The 21,590-nt window shown below is 47.8% G+C and carries 24 protein-coding genes; 17 read left to right on the top strand and 7 right to left on the bottom strand.

Translation table 11 applies throughout. The features are described 5' to 3' along the window. The first annotated feature begins 17 nt into the window (after nucleotides 1–17). The gene (locus MTBMA_RS05195) at nucleotides 18–383 is read left to right on the top strand and encodes a prefoldin subunit beta (RefSeq protein ID WP_013295881.1); all 366 of its coding nucleotides are present in this window, start codon (nucleotides 18–20) and stop codon (nucleotides 381–383) included. Further along, nucleotides 384–659, top strand: coding sequence for a DUF3194 domain-containing protein (locus tag MTBMA_RS05190; RefSeq protein WP_013295880.1), 276 nt, complete (start codon nucleotides 384–386; stop codon nucleotides 657–659). A gap of 232 nt (nucleotides 660–891) precedes the next feature. Here MTBMA_RS05190 and MTBMA_RS05185 read toward each other — a convergent pair whose 3' ends face one another. Continuing rightward, on the bottom strand, nucleotides 892–1,404 hold the full coding sequence (locus MTBMA_RS05185; RefSeq protein WP_013295879.1) for a GNAT family N-acetyltransferase: 513 nt from the start codon (nucleotides 1,402–1,404) through the stop codon (nucleotides 892–894). A 329-nt stretch (nucleotides 1,405–1,733) separates the two neighbouring features. Between MTBMA_RS05185 and MTBMA_RS09290 the strand changes: the two genes are divergently transcribed. From MTBMA_RS09290 to MTBMA_RS05135, 11 genes are all read left to right on the top strand, one after another. Next, nucleotides 1,734–2,231 carry a nicotianamine synthase family protein gene (locus tag MTBMA_RS09290; RefSeq protein WP_013295878.1) on the top strand — a complete coding sequence of 166 codons (498 nt, stop codon included), beginning with the start codon at nucleotides 1,734–1,736 and terminating at the stop codon, nucleotides 2,229–2,231. Continuing rightward, nucleotides 2,177–2,536, top strand: coding sequence for a nicotianamine synthase family protein (locus MTBMA_RS09285; protein ID WP_242451210.1), 360 nt, complete (start codon nucleotides 2,177–2,179; stop codon nucleotides 2,534–2,536). Before MTBMA_RS09290 ends, MTBMA_RS09285 begins: the two co-directional genes overlap by 55 nt. A gap of 357 nt (nucleotides 2,537–2,893) precedes the next feature. Next, on the top strand, nucleotides 2,894–5,788 hold the full coding sequence (locus MTBMA_RS05175) for an FmdE family protein (RefSeq protein WP_013295875.1): 2,895 nt from the start codon (nucleotides 2,894–2,896) through the stop codon (nucleotides 5,786–5,788). A 184-nt stretch (nucleotides 5,789–5,972) separates the two neighbouring features. Further along, nucleotides 5,973–6,560: a hypothetical protein gene (locus MTBMA_RS05170; RefSeq protein WP_013295874.1), complete on the top strand. Its 588-nt coding sequence runs from the start codon at nucleotides 5,973–5,975 to the stop codon at nucleotides 6,558–6,560. Beyond that, nucleotides 6,560–9,109, top strand: a complete 2,550-nt coding sequence (locus tag MTBMA_RS05165) for a cobaltochelatase subunit CobN (RefSeq protein ID WP_013295873.1) — start codon at nucleotides 6,560–6,562, stop codon at nucleotides 9,107–9,109. Before MTBMA_RS05170 ends, MTBMA_RS05165 begins: the two co-directional genes overlap by 1 nt. Further along, the gene (locus MTBMA_RS05160; RefSeq protein WP_013295872.1) at nucleotides 9,087–10,901 is read left to right on the top strand and encodes a cobaltochelatase subunit CobN; all 1,815 of its coding nucleotides are present in this window, start codon (nucleotides 9,087–9,089) and stop codon (nucleotides 10,899–10,901) included. The genes MTBMA_RS05165 and MTBMA_RS05160 overlap by 23 nt, the downstream gene beginning before the upstream one ends. Nucleotides 10,902–11,104: 203 nt before the next feature. After that, nucleotides 11,105–11,815, top strand: a complete 711-nt coding sequence (locus tag MTBMA_RS05155) for a DUF2162 domain-containing protein (RefSeq protein WP_013295871.1) — start codon at nucleotides 11,105–11,107, stop codon at nucleotides 11,813–11,815. Between the two features lie 16 nt (nucleotides 11,816–11,831). Next, the gene (locus MTBMA_RS05150) at nucleotides 11,832–12,512 is read left to right on the top strand and encodes a MotA/TolQ/ExbB proton channel family protein (protein WP_013295870.1); all 681 of its coding nucleotides are present in this window, start codon (nucleotides 11,832–11,834) and stop codon (nucleotides 12,510–12,512) included. After that, nucleotides 12,469–12,807, top strand: a complete 339-nt coding sequence (locus tag MTBMA_RS05145) for a DUF2149 domain-containing protein (protein ID WP_013295869.1) — start codon at nucleotides 12,469–12,471, stop codon at nucleotides 12,805–12,807. Before MTBMA_RS05150 ends, MTBMA_RS05145 begins: the two co-directional genes overlap by 44 nt. A gap of 205 nt (nucleotides 12,808–13,012) precedes the next feature. Further along, complete coding sequence (locus MTBMA_RS05140; protein ID WP_013295868.1) at nucleotides 13,013–13,696, top strand: HisA/HisF family protein; 684 nt, start codon at nucleotides 13,013–13,015, stop codon at nucleotides 13,694–13,696. Beyond that, nucleotides 13,693–14,517 carry a PfkB family carbohydrate kinase gene (locus MTBMA_RS05135; protein ID WP_013295867.1) on the top strand — a complete coding sequence of 275 codons (825 nt, stop codon included), beginning with the start codon at nucleotides 13,693–13,695 and terminating at the stop codon, nucleotides 14,515–14,517. Before MTBMA_RS05140 ends, MTBMA_RS05135 begins: the two co-directional genes overlap by 4 nt. Nucleotides 14,518–14,543: 26 nt before the next feature. Here the strand turns inward: MTBMA_RS05135 and MTBMA_RS05130 are convergent, their stop codons facing one another. Further along, a complete protein-coding gene (locus MTBMA_RS05130) occupies nucleotides 14,544–14,738 on the bottom strand; it encodes a hypothetical protein (protein WP_048901204.1) in 195 nt (64 codons plus the stop codon). Between the two features lie 164 nt (nucleotides 14,739–14,902). Between MTBMA_RS05130 and pdxS the strand changes: the two genes are divergently transcribed. Beyond that, the gene (gene pdxS / locus MTBMA_RS05125; RefSeq protein WP_013295865.1) at nucleotides 14,903–15,784 is read left to right on the top strand and encodes a pyridoxal 5'-phosphate synthase lyase subunit PdxS; all 882 of its coding nucleotides are present in this window, start codon (nucleotides 14,903–14,905) and stop codon (nucleotides 15,782–15,784) included. A gap of 24 nt (nucleotides 15,785–15,808) precedes the next feature. Here pdxS and MTBMA_RS05120 read toward each other — a convergent pair whose 3' ends face one another. The 5 genes from MTBMA_RS05120 to MTBMA_RS05100 all read right to left on the bottom strand — a co-directional run bounded on the left by MTBMA_RS05120 (nucleotide 15,809) and on the right by MTBMA_RS05100 (nucleotide 20,063). Continuing rightward, nucleotides 15,809–16,330 (bottom strand): hypothetical protein, encoded by a 522-nt coding sequence (locus MTBMA_RS05120; RefSeq protein ID WP_013295864.1) that lies wholly within the window; start codon nucleotides 16,328–16,330, stop codon nucleotides 15,809–15,811. 226 nt (nucleotides 16,331–16,556) lie between these two features. Further along, complete coding sequence (locus MTBMA_RS05115) at nucleotides 16,557–16,895, bottom strand: P-II family nitrogen regulator (protein ID WP_013295863.1); 339 nt, start codon at nucleotides 16,893–16,895, stop codon at nucleotides 16,557–16,559. Between the two features lie 10 nt (nucleotides 16,896–16,905). Continuing rightward, on the bottom strand, nucleotides 16,906–18,129 hold the full coding sequence (locus MTBMA_RS05110; protein ID WP_013295862.1) for an ammonium transporter: 1,224 nt from the start codon (nucleotides 18,127–18,129) through the stop codon (nucleotides 16,906–16,908). Between the two features lie 309 nt (nucleotides 18,130–18,438). After that, nucleotides 18,439–18,777 (bottom strand): P-II family nitrogen regulator, encoded by a 339-nt coding sequence (locus MTBMA_RS05105; protein ID WP_013295860.1) that lies wholly within the window; start codon nucleotides 18,775–18,777, stop codon nucleotides 18,439–18,441. A gap of 65 nt (nucleotides 18,778–18,842) precedes the next feature. Next, nucleotides 18,843–20,063, bottom strand: coding sequence for an ammonium transporter (locus MTBMA_RS05100; protein ID WP_013295859.1), 1,221 nt, complete (start codon nucleotides 20,061–20,063; stop codon nucleotides 18,843–18,845). 131 nt (nucleotides 20,064–20,194) lie between these two features. Between MTBMA_RS05100 and MTBMA_RS05095 the strand changes: the two genes are divergently transcribed. From MTBMA_RS05095 to MTBMA_RS05085, 3 genes are all read left to right on the top strand, one after another. After that, on the top strand, nucleotides 20,195–20,500 hold the full coding sequence (locus MTBMA_RS05095) for a hypothetical protein (protein WP_013295858.1): 306 nt from the start codon (nucleotides 20,195–20,197) through the stop codon (nucleotides 20,498–20,500). Between the two features lie 99 nt (nucleotides 20,501–20,599). Beyond that, nucleotides 20,600–21,172 carry a helix-turn-helix domain-containing protein gene (locus tag MTBMA_RS05090; RefSeq protein ID WP_013295857.1) on the top strand — a complete coding sequence of 191 codons (573 nt, stop codon included), beginning with the start codon at nucleotides 20,600–20,602 and terminating at the stop codon, nucleotides 21,170–21,172. Between the two features lie 11 nt (nucleotides 21,173–21,183). Next, a complete protein-coding gene (locus MTBMA_RS05085; RefSeq protein WP_013295856.1) occupies nucleotides 21,184–21,588 on the top strand; it encodes an acyl-CoA thioesterase in 405 nt (134 codons plus the stop codon). Nucleotides 21,589–21,590 lie beyond the last annotated feature (2 nt).

The raw sequence follows: 21,590 nt of genomic DNA, 5'->3' as shown, positions 1-21,590 counted from the left end.
TATTTGAAGGTGATATTATGGAACTTCCACAGAATGTACAGCATCAGCTGGCTCAGTTCCAGCAGCTGCAGCAGCAGGCACAGGCAATATCTGTGCAGAAACAGACGGTTGAAATGCAGATTAATGAGACACAGAAGGCCCTTGATGAACTTTCCAAGGCTGCAGATGATGCAGAGGTATTCAAGAGCTCAGGGAACATCCTCATCAAGGTTGATAAGGATGAGATTACAGAGGAGCTCCAGGAAAAACTTGAAACCCTACAGTTAAGGGAGAAGACCATTGAGAGGCAGGAAGAACGCGTCATGAAGAAACTCCAGGAGATGCAGGTTAACATCCAGGAGGCAATGAAGGGCGCTGGAATCAACCCGGGGATGGGTAATTAATTGACTCTGAGACGGTTATCCCGGAGGGATCTGGATGAGATATCCATTTTCCTCCATAACACTGTTTCTGAATACATATTACAGAGGGTGCCGAGGAAGGAAATAGTCGACCTTGACGTCTCTGTCAGGGTTGAATATGATGATGAACTCAGTGTTGATATCAGTGCTGAGGTCTACCTGGATGAACTCTCCGATGCAGATCCCTCCATAGTTGATGAGGCGGTTGACCTGGCCTATGAGAGGCTTGAGGACATCCTTGAGGATTACAGGGAATAATAAGTTTTTTTCCTTTAATCGGGGACGCTGCTTCTGATTTATAATTACTGAATTTTACCTTACTCTATCCCGGTGAATGGTTTAATACTGAAAACCTTTTCACTTAAAATGAGTAATAATTTTTTTTCAAAAAGTATTTATATATCCTCTGCCAAGTATATCTCTGAGCATGAATTCCTCCTAGGATATCAACGGAAGCCAGCTCAAACAGGGCATCAAGCAATCCTTTCGCTCAAAAAAATGTCATCTGATGCCCTGTTCCTCCTCTTTTTATGGTAGAACAGGTTCCACTGAAATCCTGGTTTCCCATTGAACTCCTGTTAAGGGACTTTTCCATGTGGACGGTTCCAAGTTCATTGTCAGTGTCAATAACTATGCTGTAACCCTTTGAGAGCCAGAATTCAAGGGCACCCTCAACGTGTTTATGAGTGTGAAGGTAGATACGGGTATAGCCCTTCTCTGCTGCAAAGGATTCTGCAATTTCCACAAGGTATGATGCAACACCCATCTTCCTGCAGTCCTCATGCACAAAGACCCTCCAGAGGCTGGCCGTCCTTTCAGGGTCGTAATTGAGGCCCCTGAATTCACGGTCATAGGCGCGGAGGCCGAGGGTTCCAACCAGCCTGTCACCAATGCAGGCAAGGAGGAAGGTGTTCCTTTCAGGTTCCAGGTAGTATTCTTCAAGGTTGACTATGTCCCTGTGGTACTCGGGTATGTAATCAAAACCGAACTCCCTCTTTATCATCCTGAAGAGAAATGCCCTGACTGATTTAGGATCCTACTCTTCTCCCGGTGTCGTTACTCTGATAATAAACACCACCCCAAAGTAATACTTTATCACGATTTTAAGGATTATATGTAATACTACATTCCTTGTGTATAATATGTATCCATATCTCCTATAAGTACCATGGCAAAACTAATATGTGCCGGCGAATAAAGGATGCCTGTTTATGATAACATAGGGGGTCTGTTATTAATTCAGATCTGGATGGGGGATCATCCATAAACCTTGGATCCGTTTATTAATCCAATTAAAGGAGCATCGTCCACAAACTACATGGAAGTATATTCATGAGCTGTTACATCTACTGGGATAGGATCAGGTCGATAGCATCAAGACTTGAGGGTATGGATTATGGGATACATGGGATGAACGTTGAAGCCGTAATCCCCCTCCTTGATGAGATTGAGGAGATAGCCCATGATGAGTCCATTGACTTTGAATCTGCAAAGCACATCCTTGATGATCCCGGGATGAATCATGCCCTCAGGGTAATAAGGAGATTCTACGTCAACCTCGGGATGAAACTTGAAATTGAAAAGGCTGAGGAGGTCCTTGCCTCAGAGGACCCGTGGAAGACGCTAGGGTCGTTCTACTTTTACCCTCGCTACATCGAGCTCCTTAAAAATGAGGCAACCCTTGGCAGGTACAGGGAGGGTGAAAGAATAGTCTTTATTGGGGGAGGGCCCCTCCCCTCACAGGGATTCTCCTGGCAAGTGTCCATGGCATGGGGGTGTCGGTTGTTGAAGTTGAACCCGAACTGGCGGAACTTGCAGGAAGGGTCATAGAGAAACTTGGACTTGAAGGGGATGTTAGGGTAATCAACGGTGATGAGACAGCAATAAGGGACCTTGAATTCGACATAGTGCTTGTGGCGGCCCTTGCAGAGCCAAAGGAGAGGGTTTTCAGGAACATCCACCGCTATGTTGATGGGGATACAAGGGTCATTTACAGGACCTACACCGGGATGAGGGCCATACTCTACTCACCTGTAGGTGATGAGGATGTAAGGGGTTTCAGGAGGGCAGGCATTGTTCTACCATCGGGTAAGGTTAACAATACATCTGTACTTGTATTCAAATCCCCTGATTAGGACCTTCAATCCAATCAAGCTCTCCTGAGTTCAATTAAACTTCAGATGAGTTGATTATTACTGTGGAATCCTCAGGAACCCATTAATTATTAATACAAATGAAATAGTAAGTGTTAAATACTCATCATATTTTAGATATAAGTGTAACACCAGTACGGTGTTGGATATTAAATTTTTCCCTCCATCAATCAGTTCATGGGGTTTCCCCATGAATCCTTTTTTTATCAAGTAAAATTGAGTATTACTTTTATCCCTTCACGACAGGTAAAGGTATTAACAAAATGATTATATATGTTATTACTTCCATTATAGTTCTGTACATTATTAATAATTAAAGATAAAAGGAGGTGAAAAGGTATGAGAAGACAGTATTTCATGGTTCTAATGGCTCTTCTCTTTGCTTTTGCACTGACGGGCTCTGCTTCAGCAGTAACGCCAGAATGTGAGGTGGGGGTGAATGTCACGTATGAATTCGCAGATGACAACACCCGCATCAATCCAGACATAAACTACATCAGTGATGAGAACGGTGAAAAGCTTAACTTCACAAAGAGGTTTGACCCGGCAAGCAACCTGACAAAGATAACCTTCCAGCCCCCTGTGGTTACGGAAACAACCAGGTTCACAATAAAAATAACAGCACCCGGCTACAAGGACATTTTACACCACTTCACACTATCCAGGAACCCCTACGATAACTCTGATCCGAACTACTATGCACACCTCTCATTCAAGATGAATGCAACCGACGCCTACAGGCTCGGAAGGGAAATAACAAAGAAGGCAGATGAGATCCTCAACTTCTCAAGTGGAAATGTCCTTGTAATCACAACCGCAGGCATTGTCAAGTACAGGGGCGACACATCAGAGGATGTGATTGAGGGCATACTGAACCAGGCACGAGGAATTGTCACCTACGGTAAGGGCAACCTCCTGATGATCAGGAAGACTCCCGTGGATCCCCTGGACACGTTCTTCATCCTCCAGAAGGGGAACACGTTAACTGGAGTGTTCTTCAAGAATGCAAGCACAACACCTGTTGTCATCAGAACAGTCAATGGGAAACCGATATACACCATCGACCTCTTAAAGAACATGACAGAGGCCAACTGGAACCTTCTGGTAAGTAAATACGGGGAACACGCATTCCCTGTTGCAAGCCTTGCCAATGCATGGATGCAGGATGCTCCAGCAGACCTCCTGAGGGCAGCGGCCTTCCACGGGCACATGTGCCTCGGTACCATAAGCGGTTACGCAATGAGCCTCACACTGCTCAAGTACTACCCACCGATCATGGACATCACATCACCGGGCTCTCCAGGTGAGATAACAAACTACATCACCATAGGTGTCCCGGGCGACTCAGACGATGACTCCCTGCTCATGTTCCTTGACACAACACCGGGTAAGGGAGGATCATACAGCGGTTTCAACACAACAGCCACAGGTGCGGACACAAACCTTGTTGGATTCATCAGATGGAACCCAAAAACCCTCAAGGGCGACCTTATAATCATGAAGTTCGACAAGGAAGCACTGAGGCAGCAGTTCCAGCAGGAGACAGGTAAGAGGACAGAGCTTGAATTCAACGCATGGCTCATAAGTAAACTTAAACAGGACCCAACATCCCTCGTCACCATAGTAAGGGAACTTACCGACCTCAACGTAACCCACTACTACTATCTCCTTGGTTCAGCAAGCAACACAACAGTCAGGGATGCGAATGGAAATGTGTACAATATAAGCGCCCAGAGGGCCCATGGCCTTGACATGGCATACATTGACAGCCTGGGACTTCCAAATGCAACACGTGAAAACAATCCACTGCCACAGGGCACCCTGACCTACGAGCAGATAAAGAAGATCGGTGCTGATGCTGCAAACCTTGCTAAGCAGTTATTCCTTCAGGAAAAGGGTATAAACCTTGAGAAGGATGACAGGGACCTTGTTGTACTCACATCAGCAGGTTATTCAAGGCTCAACGGACAGGATACGAGCGCGGCATGGGATGGAATATTTGATGTTCTCGGATCAAGGCTCAGCAGGGCAACGCTCCTACCAATCCACAGGCCGCTCTGGAAGCCACTCTGGTTCACATTTGTACTCAGGGGCTATGATGGAGTTACAATGGATGCGGTGTACATCTACTATGACCCTGCAACAGGACAGCTAGTTGCAAGCAATGCATCAGACGGCAAATACGTGAACGACATTGGTCCAAGGACCCTTAACAGCACAGCGCTTACAGGCAAGGTTTCAAAGGTCTTTGCAATGGATGGATGGTTCAATATCCAGACTATAGCAAACGCATGGAGACACGACCCGCCCTACGACCAGATACTCACATTCCTCTTCCATGACCATGCATGTCCAGGTGTATCACCGGGTTACATCATAACCGAGCACATATTCAACAACTACCCCCTCAATGAGAACGAGAGCTACATCTACCTGGGTAACACCATCTACTGCAAGGACGATGCAATAGTCTACAGGCTGGGAGTCTCACCTGGACAGGGAACCTACTTCAACCTCAGGCTTCCAAGCGCAGATACCATGTCCGATGACGATGACTTTGGAGGTTCAATTGAAGGTATCCTGATCATCTGGGACAGTGTCAAAAAGGTTGGAAGGGCTGTTATCATCGGCTTCCAGTGGCCGCAGTTTGATGTGAGTGACTGCACAACCGATGAGGCCAAAAGAGAAAAACAGATAGCAGGTTTCATAAGCCTCTACAAGGGTGAAACACCATCTTACATGACAGCAGCCCCAGTCGTGAAAATAGAGGCAGAGAGATACATAACCGAATCTGAACTTCAGATGATACTTTCAGGTGCAGATGGTGGCAGTCCACTTGCCTTTGTTAAGGGCATACCTGCAGACAGGACACTTGCAGACATTCTACCTCAGGTACCTGTGGATGGCGGCAACCAGGGCGGAATTCCTGGCGGAGTTCCAGGAGGCCTTCCAGGTGGTTCAACCGGCGGTGTCCATGGGTCAACCGGAACTACAGGAAGGACAGGCGGTGTTTCACCTGGCCTTTCAGCAAGCGTGGCATCACCTGCGGAGGTTGGCGCTGCTTCAGAATCCACAGAGGAACCAGCCCCTGCCAGGGCCTATGAGGTTGAAAACGTAACCTCCTCAGGTAGCGGCAGCGGTTCATCAGCATGGTACGTCTACGGTATCGTCGGGGTTCTTGTTGCAGCAGGTCTCGTGGCATTCGGATTCCTGAGAGGCGGAGCAGGAAAATAAAACCTCCCCTTTATTTTTTTTGTTTCAGTCCGATTATTACTTTTCTCAGGGAATTATATAAATTAAGTAATAATATGGATCTAATAATACTAATTTTTTATACATCCCTGATTCAGTAATAATAAATGTTTTTCTATGAGTACAGCATAATACCATATAAAAAAATGAAAGGAGGTGAAAAGTTATGAGAAAACATCTGATGACAGTAACAGCAGTTCTTCTCATGGCAATGCTCTGCCAGACCGTGGCAGCAGCAGACAACACTACGCAGGTTGATACAGATCCTTTGACAGTAAATGGCACGGATCAGATTAAAGACCCTGTGGTGCTTGTGATACATTCATCTACAAGTTCCAAGATGACCAATGACGCTGCAAAGAAGGTCATGGACCTCATAAATCCATCACAGCCGGGTTACGATCCAGAGAATAAATCTACATGGACGGTACGCTTTGAGGTGAGGACCACAGCGCAGATAGCCAGCATGAACCCCGAGGAACTCAGGGCGCTTATAGAATCCGCAGATATAGTGATTGCAGAGTGGCTCTTTGACTCAGGAAACTTCAGGAACGTCATGAATGCCTACCCTGAAATAGCATCCAACAGGTCAAACAAGATATTCATGGTCCTTGAAAGCGACCCTGACCTTACCAGCATGTCACAGATAAATGGAGTCAGAATATTTGACGGTATTCCATCATCAGTCATAGGAAACACCGACACGAAAACACAATCCTGTACGACCTTAAAAACTCCAATGAATCCCGTCTAATGGCATACGTGAACACATACCCCCAGCTTGCCCCATGGGTAGCCTACGGTCTCTACTATGCAAAGAAGGGGACCATCAACTATGAAAACCAGTTCAAACTCCTTCTCAAGAACTTCACGGTGATGAATGGAGGGACCTGGCCCTCAGCATGGGAACCATCAGCACCCGTAACTCTCCCTGCAGAGATGCTCTACAGGGACGGCAGGGTCTTCACCAGCCTCGCAGAGTACCTTGCAGCATACCCCCTTAACCCATCAAGGCCCACCATTGGAATCGCGGGACTTGACAGCGTACTCCTCTCAGGGGACATGGCCCACTTTGACAGCATAATAGCAAAACTCACTGCACGTGGAATGAATGTCATACCCGTGGTGGGTGCCTATTCAGGTGTTAACGGGACACAGCCACTCAACATCTACTCAGCCATGGTCAAGTTCTTCACCTACGACCCGGCAGACCCATCAAGGGTTGTCACCGCAGCAGAATACGAGGCAAACCGTGATTACTACAGGTACAGGATAGATGCCCTTGTAAGCTTCACAACATTCACCCTTGGCTCAGGATTCGTCAATCAGACCGCTGCTCTACTTGAGAAGATGAATGTGCCTGTCTTCAGGGCCATGATATCAACCAAGAGGGAGGAGGGTGAATGGCTGCTCTCGGATGACGGGCTGCTCTGGAGCGACACCTACTACCAGATAGCGATACCCGAGACACAGGGGATCATTGAACCCATCTTCGTCGCAGCACCCGCAAAGAGCATTGACCCGGTAACAGGGGTTGAAATCGTCGCATACACTCCGATAGAGGAGCAGATGGATTACCTTGCAGACAGGATCGGTAACTGGGTCAGGCTGAAGTACCTCACCAACCCTGAGAAGAAGATAGCACTCATATACTACAACTATCCACCGGGAAAGGGTAACATAGGTGCAAGCTACCTCAACGTCCCGGAGACTATAGTTGAAATTCTTAAGGCATTGCAGAGTGCAGGGTACAGTGTTTCAGGGTTCCCTTCAACGGCTGATGACCTTGTGAAGCTCCTCACTGAGAGGGGAATAAACGTTGCAACATGGGCACCGGGGGAACTCGAGAAACTTGCAAATAAAACCTCCATCATCCTCTGGGATGCGGAGGAATACTATGCATGGTTCCAGACCATGAACCCGATTGCGAGAAAACAGGTCGTGGAGGGTCCTGTGGGTTACATTGAGGAGATGGTTAAGCTCGCGCTCAGCTACGTCTCCAGTGACACTGCATACACCGCAGCCCTGAATACCCTTGATAAGTGGTCCTCTGAGATGATATCACTTGCAAACACCTACCCTGAGAGGGCACAGCAGGCATCAGTTCTCATAAGAAACATGACAGAAGCACTGAAAGCAGTTCTCAACAATGCAAGGACAGGTCAGAGCACAGATGCACCGTGGAGCATGTTCTATAACTTCAAAAATGAATTCCAGTCCCTTGCAGTTCCTGGATTCAATGGATGGGGCGCCCCACCAGGTAATGTCATGACAGTGGAGAGAAAAGGCAGAAAGTACATCGTCATACCAGGTATAATGTTTGGCAACGTATTCATTGGCCCTGAACCCCAGAGGGGATGGGAGGCAGACGTTGATAAACTCTACCACAGCACGGTCGTGGCACCACCACACCAGTACCTTGCATGGTATGCATGGGTTAACACGGTGTTCAATGCGGATGCCCAGGTCCACATAGGCAGACATGCAACATACGAGTGGCTCCCAAGAAAGCAGGTCGCACTCAGCAACTTTGACTTCTCACAGATATGTGCCGGTACAAAGCCCTCAGTATACATATACATCGTGGACGGTGTGGGTGAGGGCATACAGTCCAAGAGAAGGGGATACGCCGTTATAGTTGACCATCTAACACCACCACTTAAGACAACCCAGCTCTACGGTGACCTCCTCGAACTCAGGGCACTTATAGACACCTACTCAAGAACACCGGATGCAAGCCCCCTTAAGGCTGAGTACCTTGAGTCCATAAGGAACATGGTTATAAAGCTAAACATCGCCCCGGAGATCAACATAAACCCTGAAAACTTCACAGAGGACGACGTTGAAAAGGTTGATGACTACCTTGTGATGCTCCAGCAGACCCTCATGCCTGTCGGGCTCCACACATTCGGCCTTACCTGGACCGATGAAGAGGTGGCTCTACTTGCAGCAGCCATAGTATCCGCAGACGGAGGACCATCCAGCCCTTCGCTACAGAGGCTTATAGCCTCCAGCATGGGCATGGACTTCGATAAACTCACGGCGATCCAGGCAGAAGAGGTTAACAACAGGACAGTGGACTGGATACTCCAGATAATAAGGGGAAGAGCACCGGAGACCCTAACAGACGATGCACAGATAATAGAACTCCTTAACAGGGCAAAGGGATACGCTTACCTTATAAATCAGAGCTTCGGTTCAGAGATGAACTCGCTTCTCGATGCCCTTAACGGAGGGTTCATAACACCACGTTCAGGTAACGACCCCATCAGGAAACCCCATGGCACTTCCAACAGGCAGTAACTTCTATGCGGTATCAGAGAACCTCATGCCGACAAGGACGGCATGGAACCTGGGTAAGAGGCTGGCTGACATGGCACTTGTACAGTTCGATGTCATACCTGAGAAGGTGGCTGCCGTTGTATGGTGTGTTGAAACTGTCCGTGATGACGGTACAATGGTATCCTTCGTACTCAGACTCATGGGTGTGGAGCCAACATGGTCATCAACGGGTTCGGCTGGAAACATAAAGGCAACACCACTATCACAGCTACTCGCAGATATCAATTCAGTAAGGTCCGCATCTGGACTTTCAAACTTCACAGAAAGGCCCAGGGTGGATCCAATCGTAACAACAAGCGGACTCTTCAGGGACCTGTTCCCGAGGCTCCTCATCAACATGGACAGGGCATACAGGGTTGCCCTTGCCGCTTCATACAGTGAGATAGTCGCGGCCTATCCGTCACTTAAAACATCACTTGACCATGTGCTGCAGACACTTGTTGATGCCAAGTATACAAACTTCAGGGGAAGCGAGCCTCTGCGCACCAACTACATTGCACTCCACTGGATCAATGATACCCTGAGGTACATGCAGGCGGGTCTTAACGCCACTGATGCAGGTGAAATCGCCATCACAAGGATCTTCGCACCGCCTGTTGGTGATTACGGTGCCGGTGTCAGTAAGGGTACAGAGGTGTCATGGACCTGGAACGACAGAAGCGAACTTGCAGACATCTACTTCAACAGGATGAGCCATGCATACAGTGAACGTTCCTGGGGCGTTTCAATGCCCGAAACCTTCAAGGAACTCCTCAAGGGTATTCAAACGGCATACCACAGCAGAAACACCAACCTGTATGGGGTTGTTGATAACGACGACTACTTCGACTACTTCGGCGGCCTTTCAATGGCTATCGAGATGATGAACAATGGAAGGGCCCCGGAACTCTACGTACTGAGATATGCAAACCCAGGCAATCCCCGGGTCATGTCACTGAAGCAGTTTATAGCCATTGAATACAGAACAAGGTACCTGAATCCCGAGTGGATCAAGGCAATCATTAATGAGGGGTATCAGGGGCCAAGGACCATAGCCAAGTACACATCCCACTTGGTGGGATGGGAATACACGGTGCCTGAACTCCTTGACAGTGGCTTCTGGGATGAGTACTATGACGCTGTGGTTGCAGATAAATACAATCTTGGACTGAAGACAGCCTATTCAAAGAACCCCTACGCCGCAATGGACATACTGGCACATTTTGCCGAGATGGCAAACAGGGGCCAGTGGAATGCCAGGAGTGAGCAGCTTGCATTCATTGCAGAGTGCCTTGGAAATTACGTTGCCGAGAATGGTGTTTCATGTTCAGGATCGGTCTGCGGTGACAGGGAACTGATGAAGTGGATCAGCCAGTACATGTCCTCTGATCTCAGGAAGAAATTCACTGCAGCACTCTATGCGGCAACAGGGGCGTCGGTGTTTGCACCTGAACCATCCGGTGATGTGAATCCAGGTGAGAATCCATCCACAGGACCCACAACAGGCCCTTCAGCCACAGGTGGCGGATCCTCTGGAAGAACTTCCGCTGATGGTTCTGCTGGAAGAACCTCCGCGGCTTCACAGGCAGTTGTTTCAGATTCTTCACAGGATTCAGCCGGTGAAGAGGCAGGTCAGCAGAAATCCTATGAGGTGAAAGAAACTCATTCAGCGGTCAATCAGAGAACAGAGTTCCCGTTATATGGAGTGGCAGGTATAGCAGCCATACTGGTACTTGTGGGTGTGGGATACTTCCTTGGACCTGGAAGGAGGTAGGCCCACCATAATTTATTTTTTAGAAAACATTAAATATCAGATTTACTTTAATTCTAATAAAAATTGTTTGAATGAGTTATTACTCATTAGGGCCTAATAGTAATAAGAAATATGGTATTAAAATACTGCTTTAATCCTGCGAAATAGTAATAATTTAATTTATATAGTAATTATTATAAAGTTGAAAAGAGAAGGTGTGGAACATGGACATGGCAAACCTACTTTGGCAGGCGGGAATCCTATCGGTTTTACTGATATTCGGCGTGAAGATTGGACTGGCAATGGGTTTCGCGGGGCTATCAAGGAAGATGGCCGCCCTAATAACGGCGGGTTACGGTCTTGGCATATATGGTCTTGCAGCCCTTGCAAATGCCTACATGAACTCGATTCAGGGCTTCTTCAACACCTACAGTTCACTGATAACAATCATAATGGCATCCATTCTGATATTTGCCGGTGTGCACACCCTCCGTGAGTGGAAGGAACACAGGAGGGACACAGCAAAGACTGCGTGCGTTGCAATGGTGGCGCCCTGCCCCTGCTGTTTCGGGGCGGTGATCGTCAGCATAATACTTGTATCACCCATACTCGGTGTATCAGCAATCACACTCGGCAAATATTCCGGAATAATTCTGGCAGCCTTCATAGCGTTCTTCTATTTATTTGCCAATGGAGTCGCATCAGCAATCAATAAACCCTACCCTGTTCTGCTGGGCAACTTCATGCTTTTTGCCGGTCTCTACTTCCTGACAGCTGCCATTGTGCTTCCAAATGTGAACAGCGCCATGAGCATGAAAATGACGCCACTGACGGTTCCAGGCATAAACACCATAATATATGTTGTGCTGGGGACACTGGCGCTCATGGGACTTGGAATTTACCTTAACAAGAGAAAGAGCACTTTCATAGAATAAGGAGAGGTGATAGGATATGGTTGCAGTACCCGGCAGTGAAATACTGAGCGGCGCACTACACGTTGTCTCCCAGAGTCTCCTCATACCTGTTATAGCAGGGCTCCTGTTATTCATGGTCTATGCAATAATAACTCTTGGCGGGCTAATGTCAGAGTACTCTGGAAGAATAAGGACTGACATCAGGGAACTGGAATCCGCTATAAAATCAATTTCCAATCCAGGAACCCCTGAGAGGATAATTGAGGTTGTAAATTCAATGGAGATACCACAGAGCCAGAAGGAGGTCCTTACAAATATTGCGGAGACTTCAGAACTGGGACCCAAATCAAGGGAGGCCCTTGCAAGGAAACTCATAGAGAACGAGGAGCTCAAGGCTGCAAAGAGCCTCGAGAAGACGGACATCGTGACAAGGCTCGGACCAACCCTTGGTCTTATGGGGACACTCATACCCATGGGGCCCGGCCTGGCAGCCCTCGGTGCAGGGGATATAAATACACTGGCCCAGGCCATCATCATAGCCTTTGACACAACAGTCGTGGGCCTGGCATCAGGGGGTATAGCCTACGTAATCTCAAAGGTCAGGCGCAGATGGTATGAGGAGTACCTCTCAAACCTTGAGACCATGGCCGAGGCAGTGCTGGAGGTGATGGATAATGCCGCTCAGACGCCGGCGAAGGCTCCTGTCGGATCAAAATGAAGAGGACCCGATGGCCGGAAGCGCAAACCTGGTTGATGCCATGCTGGTCCTGTCTGTGGGCTTCCTCATATTCCTGGTGCTCTCCTGGAACATGCAGAATGTCGTATTCGCTGACATGACTCCACAGGAGCGTCAGGAAACCATGGAGGCAATGAAGAAGGCAGTTGAGGTTCAGAAGGGCCAGGAGCTCAACAACACTCCCGAGACCAGTTCGGGGTCTGGTCAGGGATACGTTGAGATGGGAACAGTTTACAGGGACCCCAAGACAGGTAAGCTTATAATGGTTCAGGGGTAGCTTACCATTCTAATTTTTAGTTTTTTTCTGGAAAGTTTGATGGTAATGGTTCAGGGGTAGTTTACCCGTTCCCATTTTTTAGTTTTTCTGAAAACTTCAGATGATATGGTTCATGTGGCTTACCATTCCCATTTTCTCTGAAAACTTTAAATATCCCAAACCCAAAATGAGTTCTGATATTTCACTTCTTCTTAGAGGTATCCATATGATTGAAGTCATACCTGTTATTGATCTGAGGGGAGGTATAGCGGTAGCCGGCAAATCAGGTGAACGTGAAAATTACAGACCCCTCGAGACTGTGTTCTCGTCAGCCCCCGACCCTGTGAATATAGCACTCTCCCTCAGGGCAGCCGGGGCACGGTCAATCTACATAGCCGACCTTGACGCCATCGAGGGCACAGGATCCAATCTTGATAGCGTAGGAAGGGTTAACCATGTGCTGCCGGTAACCCTCGACGCAGGGGTAAAAAACAGGGAGACATTCAGATTCATGCTCCAGTTTGCATCACGGGTTGTTGCCGCAACAGAGACCCTTGAGAGTACAGAGGAACTTGAATACATCCTTAAAACATATCCCCCAGAGAGGACCGTTGTAAGCGTGGATGTTAAGGACATGAAACTCCACTCAGAGAACATTGACCTTGAACTTGAAGAATTCAGGGACCTCCTCCTCGGCTATGAGTCTGACGTTATACTCCTTGACCTGGGGGCAGTTGGCACATCCTCAGGGTTCAACAGGGACCTCCTTGAACTCTTCAGGCCAATCATCAGGAGGGTGATACCCGGTGGCGGTGTTCTACCCAACGAGATACCTGAATTTGAGGCCATGGGTGTGAGGAAGGTTCTTGTTGGAAGGGCTCTCCATGAGGGGATGGTGAGGCCCGGGTGAACAAAGAAAGGTACCTCCTTATTGGTCCTGTTAGCATGGACCGGATAGTGAGGAGGAACTCCACAGAGTCCAGGGTGGGGGGCGCCGTTTACTACTATTCCCGGCTACTCTCACACCTTGGGGTTGACCACACGGCAGTTGTAACCCTGTCAGAGGCTGACAGGCGCCTTCTCGGTGAATTCCCGTCCAATACAAACATAATACCCCTTTACAGGGACTCAACGGTTGAGTTTGAGAATATCTATGATAACGGGGATACCTCGAGGAGGATCCAGAGGTCCAATTTTGCCAGTAACCCAATTGAAATTGGGGATATTGAAACAATTGCAAGGGAGGAGTGGACCGCCGTCCTTGCAGGGCCTCTTCTGCCCTCAGACATACCCCTGGAGACCCTGGAGTTTCTGGGAAAAAGGCACAGGCTCTACACAGGACTTCAGGGCTACCTGAGATACCCTGCGGGAGACATGGTCAGACTGAAATTCAGGAAGAAAATCCCTCGGGTCCTGGAGGCGGGGAGTGGTGCTTTTCTTGATATCAACGAACTTCGAGCAGTTTCCAGTGACATCATGGGGGCTATTGGGATACTCAGTGAACACTGCGGTGAGGTCATAGTGACCTGTGGACCCAGGGGCTCCCTGATATCCCATAAGGGGTCCCTCATAAGGATAATGGCTGTTACTGCAGAAAGGGAACTTGACCCAACAGGGCTGGGGGATACATACATGGCTGCCTATGTCCATATGAGGAGGACCTCTGACCCTGAGGCTGCCGGAAACTTTGCATCACTCATGGCAACAAGAAAGCTTGAGGGAAAAATTTAAGTGAATCGCTTCCCAATGGAATGGTTTCAGATACCAAGGATCAGGGGCAGTATGATGAACGGAAGCAGCCCTGCTGCAAAGAATAAACCGAGACCTGCAAGCACCTGGTCCCTCTTATCATCCATCATACCGTTACATAGGAGTATCAGTCCTGTAAATCCAAGAATTGCGGGTACAGCATGTGAGTAAATCACAGACCCTGTGAATGTTCCTGCCACCATTTTTATCACGGAAAACCTGCTGGTTTAGCTATGATTCATCATCCTCTGCTTATGTTATGATTCCTCATCTTAAATATTTTCGGGAGCAGCAACCCGGGCAAGATATTTAACAGTTGGTTTTCAGATATAAATGTGCTGTTTATTCTAACAGGAGGAGATTGATCATGCTGCATGGTACAGAAGTACTCAAGAAGGGATTTGCAAAGATGACCAAGGGCGGCGTTATAATGGACGTTGTCAACGCTGAACAGGCTGCAATTGCAGAGGACTCAGGGGCAGTCGCTGTAATGGCCCTTGAGAAGGTACCCGCGGATATAAGGGCCTCTGGAGGAGTTGCAAGGATGGCCGATCCCAATAAGGTTCAGGAGATAATGGACGCAGTGTCCATACCTGTGATGGCCAAGGTCAGGATAGGACACTTCGTGGAGGCCCAGGTCCTTGAGGCCCTTGGGGTTGACATGATAGATGAGAGCGAGGTCCTAACCCCTGCAGATGAGCGCTTCCACATAGACAAGAAGAAGTTCACTGTCCCATTTGTGTGCGGTGCAAGAAACCTTGGGGAGGCACTCAGGAGGATAGACGAGGGCGCAGCCATGATAAGGACCAAGGGGGAACCTGGAACTGGTAACATCGTTGAGGCCGTTAGGCACATGAGGATAATGATGGGTGAGATCAGGGAGATCCAGAACAAGGAGGAAGAGGAACTCTGGGAATTCGCAAGGAAGATTGAGGCTCCCCTTGAACTTGTGAGGGAAACAGCCCGCCTTGGAAAGCTCCCCGTAGTTAACTTCGCAGCTGGTGGGGTTGCAACACCCGCAGACGCAGCACTCATGATGCAGCTTGGCGCCGATGGCGTTTTTGTGGGTTCTGGAATATTCAAGTCAGATAACCCTGAGGGATATGCGAGGGCCATTGTTGAGGCCACAGCCCACTACGACGAACCTGAGGTCATAGCGGAGGTTTCAAGGGGCCTTGGCACAGCCATGAGGGGCCTTGAAATCAGCGAGATCCCTGAAGAGGGTAGAATGCAGGATAGGGGATGGTGACCCCCTCAATTATTAATTTTTAGTTTAAACTGCCACGTAGGTTATGGTGACTGTGTATGTGCCGGGGTCCGTGTAGAGGGGTACAGTTATGTAGTAATTAACTGGGATCACTACACTAACACGGCCTGTGTAGGTCCATATCATATAGTAACTGGTTGTAAAACTTCTTTTTGGGACCTCGATCGGCCCATAGGGACTCTCATATTTTATGCTGTATTTCAGATTTGAAAGGGGTATGGTGTTTGAACTGTTGTTTATGCTTATAAGGTCACCGCTGGCCATCAGGTAGACCACTAAGGTCCCCCTCCTTGTTATTATTGATACATTTGTTGCGGTGTAGTATTCCCTTTCTATTCCATCCGGATCCACAGTTCCGAGGTTGAGGCTTGTGGGATCCACGCTTAAATTAATGCCAGTTGCAAGTGGTTCCACTGATGGCTGGGTTTCTGATGTGATGTTCGCTGTGGTGTTATTTTCTTCTGCAGATGTGCATCCCATGAAAAATACTGACAGGATAACTGCAATGAGCATTATCTGACCCTTCAAGAACCCCCAGCCCCCTTTTTCTATATACGAAGTATGGAATTTCTTAGATTATTTAATTATGGGATTAAAATCGGTGGGGGTTGTATGTTAGTCTGAAAAAATAAAGTTTTAATTATGGGATTAAAATCGGTGGGGGTTGTATGTTAGTCTGAAAAAATAAAGTTTTAATTATGGGATTAAAATCGGTGGGGGTTGTATGTTAGTCTGAAAAAATAAAGTTTATGGGTTAAACGGCCTTTTTACCGCTTTCACCTGTCCTTATCCTGACAACCTCTTCAACTCCTGAGATGAATATCTTCCCGTCTCCTATGTCACCTGTCTGTGCGCTTTTCACTATGGTGTCAACCACCTTATCGAGGTCCTCATCGTTCACCACAATTTCGATCTTTGTTTTTGGCAGCAGGTCTATCCGGTAATCCCTACCACGGTAGCTTTCGGTTATGCCGAGCTGTCTCCCACGCCCTTTGACCTCTGTCACTGTCATCCCATGGCACCCTACCTCTTCAAGGGCGTTTTTAACTTCCTCGAGTTTCTCGGGTCTTATGATGGCCACCACTTCTTTCATCCTATCACCCCTAGATTCTGTATCCTGTCTCCTCGTGGAGGTGGGTATCGAGTCCCTCTATTTCCTCCTTCTCTGTTACCCTGAGGCCCACCGTGAGGTCCAGGAGCTTTCCTATCACCAGTGTAACTATGAATGAGTAGACAGCGACGATCACAACTGCTATTACCTGTGCCGTCATCTGACCAGGGTTTCCGTAGATGAGGCCTGTTCCCAGTTCATTTATGAATGGCGCTGCGAAGATACCTGTTGCCACTGATCCCCATATACCTGACATCCCGTGTATTCCGAACACGTCCAGGGCGTCGTCGTATCCAATCCTTGGTTTGAGGTATGATATTGCAAGGTATGATATGGCACTTGTGACCAGGCCTATGATTATTGCTGCGGGTACCGTTACAAATCCTGCTGCAGGTGTTATTGCAACAAGACCTGCAACGGCACCTGATATGCCGCCGAGCACTGTGGGTTTACCTGTTTTGAGGTAGTCTATTATCACCCATGAGATCATACCTGCTGCTGCAGCGGTGTTGGTCACAAGGAAGGCTGATGCTGCCAGTCCACCTGCTGTGAGGGCTGAACCTGCGTTGAATCCGAACCAGCCGAACCAAAGGAGGGCAGCGCCTATCACTGAGTACCCAAGGTTGTGTGGTAGCAGCCTTGTATCCTTTCTCTTACCAAGGAGGTATACCAGTGCAAGTGCAGCCACACCTGAGTTTATGTGGACCACTGTACCCCCTGCAAAGTCAAGGGCACCCAGCTGGGCAAGGAATCCGCCGCCCCATACCCAGTGGGCCACCGGTACATATACCAGGCTCACCCAGAGTGCAATGAATGCAAGCCATGCTGAGAATTTCATTCTCTCCACTATCGCACCTGATATGAGTGCAACTGTTATTGCAGCGAATGTTAGCTGGAATGCTATGTAAAGGAAGTCTGGTATTGTTGGTGCGAGTTCTGCGAGTTTATCGACACCTATGCCGTTCATGAATAGGTTCGCCGGACTTCCTATGAGTCCCATTATATCTGCTCCAAATGCAAACTGATAGCCGTAGAGTACCCATATGAGGCTTGTCACTGCGAAGGCTATCAGTGACAGGAACATCGTGTTGAGCACGTTCTCCTTTTTTGTTAAACCCCCATAGAAGAGTGCCACGCCTGGAACCGTCATGAGCATCACGAGGGCCGTTGATATCAGCATCCAGGCTGTGTCACCGGAGTTTAAAACCGCGTCCATCAGAGTCATCCTCCATATACCTGTTGTTATTATTCTGTTTTTTACAATCTTATACTTCAATGCCGGAAGGCGGAAATCAACTTCCGACACTATCACTTAGATCATGCTCATATATAAAGATTTCGGTTAAAATTTCAGGTAAAGTGGGTTAAACTAAAATAAGTTCAGGGCTAAAAGGTAAATTACAGCAAAATGTTAAATAGAGATCAGGGAGGCTGAGTTCTGGATTAATTGGGCACTGGACAGCCTTTCCCCCCTTTTTTTCTGTCATTATCCTTAAAAAAGGGGTTTTATATGATTTTTGATCCATTATATGGCCTTTTTTCCCCTTTCACCGGTCCTTATCCTCACAACATCAAGCACATCAGTTATGAAGATTTTACCGTCCCCAATATCTCCTGTTCTTGCGTTTTCGGTTACTGTTTCAATCACCTTTTCAAGGTCCCCTGAGTCAACCACCACCTCAATCTGGACCTTTGGGATCAGGTCAACGCAGTAATCCATACCACGGTAACTCTCACGGATACCCATCTGCTGGCCCCTTCCCCTCACATCTGTGACGGTCATTCCGTGAATTCCCACCAGTTCCAGGGCATCCTTAACATCCTCAAGTTTTTCTCTTCTGATAATGGCTGTGATCCTCTTCATTGGTCTCCACCTCTCTCTGTGAACAGCTTTTATGTATATTCTCTTGCCCCTATTTAAATCACTGATTATGTCAGTCTGTAACCGGTTTCCTCGTGTAGGTTTATGTCAAGTCCCTGAATCTCATCCTCCCTTTCAACACGGAGACCTCTCCATTTCTTAAGCAGGCTTGCTAGAATGTATGTAACTGTGAAGGTGTAGATGACCACAGTAACAACACCGATAACCTGACTGGTGAAGAGCGCGGTGCTTCCTGTTATGAGACCACTGCCACTGAGGGCGGGGTTAAGTGCGGGTATTGCAAATAGGCCCACCCCTATCGTTCCTATAACACCTGAGACTCCATGAATTCCGAAAACATCCAGGGCGTCATCATACCCCAGGAGGGGCTTGAGCCAGGACACAGCGAGGTAACAGATCATGGATGCCAGAAACCCAATGAAAATCGATGCACCTATATCCACGAAGCCAGCTGCAGGGGTTATTGATGCAAGACCTGCAACTGCACCTGAAAGGGCCCCAAGGAGGGTTGGCTTCCCGGTTTTGATTCTGTCCATCAGCATCCAGCCGAGCATCCCTGCGGCGGCAGAGGTGTTGGTCACAATCATGGCATCTGTGGCAAGGTTGCCCGCTGAAAGGGCTGAACCTGCGTTGAATCCGAACCATCCAAACCATAGAAGGCCGGTGCCTATCACAGAGTATCCAAGATGGTGCGGCATCAGCTTCTGGTCGTGCCTTGGGCCAATGACCAGTGCAAGTGCAAGTGCGGCAATACCACTTGTGAGGTGCACCACTATTCCACCTGCGAAATCATAGACACCGAGGCTCTGCAGGAATCCACCGCCCCATACCCAGTGGGCCACGGGCACGTAAACAAATGTGAACCAGAGCGGAATAAAGATGATCCACGACGAAAACCTGATCCTCTCAACCACAGCACCTGATATCAGCGCAACGGTTATGGCAGCAAATGTCATCTGGAAAATTGCAAAAAGGCCCCCTGGAATTGTTGGAGCATATTCTGACGCTGATTTAAGGGATGTAAGGCTTATGCTGCTAATCTGAGTTCCTAATATCCCTGAAATGTCCCCTCCAAAGATGAGGCCATAGCCAAATAAAAACCACAGCAGACTGACCACTCCGAAGGAGACAAATGATAGAAAAATTGTATTGAGGACATTTTCCCTTTTTGTAAGGCCTGAATAGAACATTGCAACGCCGGGTATGGTCATAAGAATCACCAGAGCAGTTGATATCAGCATCCAGGCTGTATCACCGGAATTTAACATTCCTTATCACACTCCTTTTTTGGTATCCATATGATAAACCAGACTATATAAGGATGCCGGTAACCTTTTTCCGAGTACCATGCCAACATTAAAATATCAGAAAAATGAGAAAAACAGTAAGAGGTGTTTCATTGAACTCAACAAAAAAGGGAAGGCTCTTTGCAGTGCTCATGATAGCTCTTGTTGCATATGGCTTCTCATCCACAGTATGTATCTTCATAAAACCATCCTTTGCAGTTGAATTTCCCACAGACATCCTTCCCTCCGATGAGAAGATAGAACCCATGGGAAACCCAGGTTTCCAGCCGGTAATCCTGAGGAAACACATAATGAACATCACCAACAACACAACCAATGAAACAGAGGTCACATTCTATACTGATAACAGAACAAACAGAACAGCAACGGCCAGCAGGGACCAGAACCAGGATCAGTAATCCACCGGCAGATTATGTTCATGAACATTTTTAAACAGCAATTTTTTTAAACTGAAATTTTAGAAATAGATACATATGACCATATTTTAAGGTGATCACGTGCCAGCAAACACTGTGGGAGAAAGAATAAAACAGCTCAGGGATAACCAGAACATCACACTGGAGGAACTTGCAGAAAGAAGTGGAGTTAATAGGGAACTCATCAAGAAAATAGAGGAAGGAGACATTCTACCATCACTCACACCCCTCATAAAGATCTCAAGGACACTTGGAGTGAGGCTCGGCACACTCCTTGATGACAGGGTTCAGGATGAACCTGTTATAGTCAGAAAAGGAAAAACCCAGAGGGTCATACACTTTTCAGGCTATGAGGAGAGTGCGGATACAAGCAACCTCAACTTCCACTCCCTTGGTGCCGGCAAAAGCGACAGGCACATGGAGCCATTCCTGATCGATGTTGAACTCCACAGCGACGACTTTGAACTATCATCCCATGAGGGGGAGGAGTTCATATACGTCCTGGAGGGTGAAATAGAGGTCATCTATGGACAGGAGAAGTACAGGCTCGGTGAAGGGGACAGCATATACTATGACTCTGTTGTACCCCACCACCTCCACGCAGCAGGGGAAAATGATGCAAGGATACTGGCAGTTGTCTACACACCATTCTAGTGGATGATAGGATGTTCAAAATCACGGTGACACCACGTTTTGGGGATATAGATGGTCTCAGACACGTTAACAACACTGTCCTAGCGGTCTGGTTTGAGAAGGGCAGAAACCCCATCTTCAGGATGTTCACACCCGACCTTGACCTCAGCTATGAGAAGTGGAAACTAATCCTTGTAAGGACAGAATTCGACTTCCTTGCACAGATGTACTATGGGAGTGACGTGGAGATAAGAAGCTACATAACACACATAGGAAACTCATCCTTCACCATAGGCCACGAGGCATGGCAGGACGGGGAACTCAAGGCAAAGGGTAAGGCTGTCCTGGTCCACTACGATTTCATTGAACAGAGGAAAAAGCCAATACCCCCTGATATAAGGTCACAGCTTGAAGAACACCTTGTGAAAGAGGATTAACA

The organism is Methanothermobacter marburgensis str. Marburg, assembly GCF_000145295.1.
In the GTDB taxonomy this organism is placed as follows: domain Archaea; phylum Methanobacteriota; class Methanobacteria; order Methanobacteriales; family Methanothermobacteraceae; genus Methanothermobacter; species Methanothermobacter marburgensis.
The sequence above is the reverse complement of the archived record's forward strand: the minus strand, read 5'-3'. Positions and strand labels throughout refer to the sequence as shown.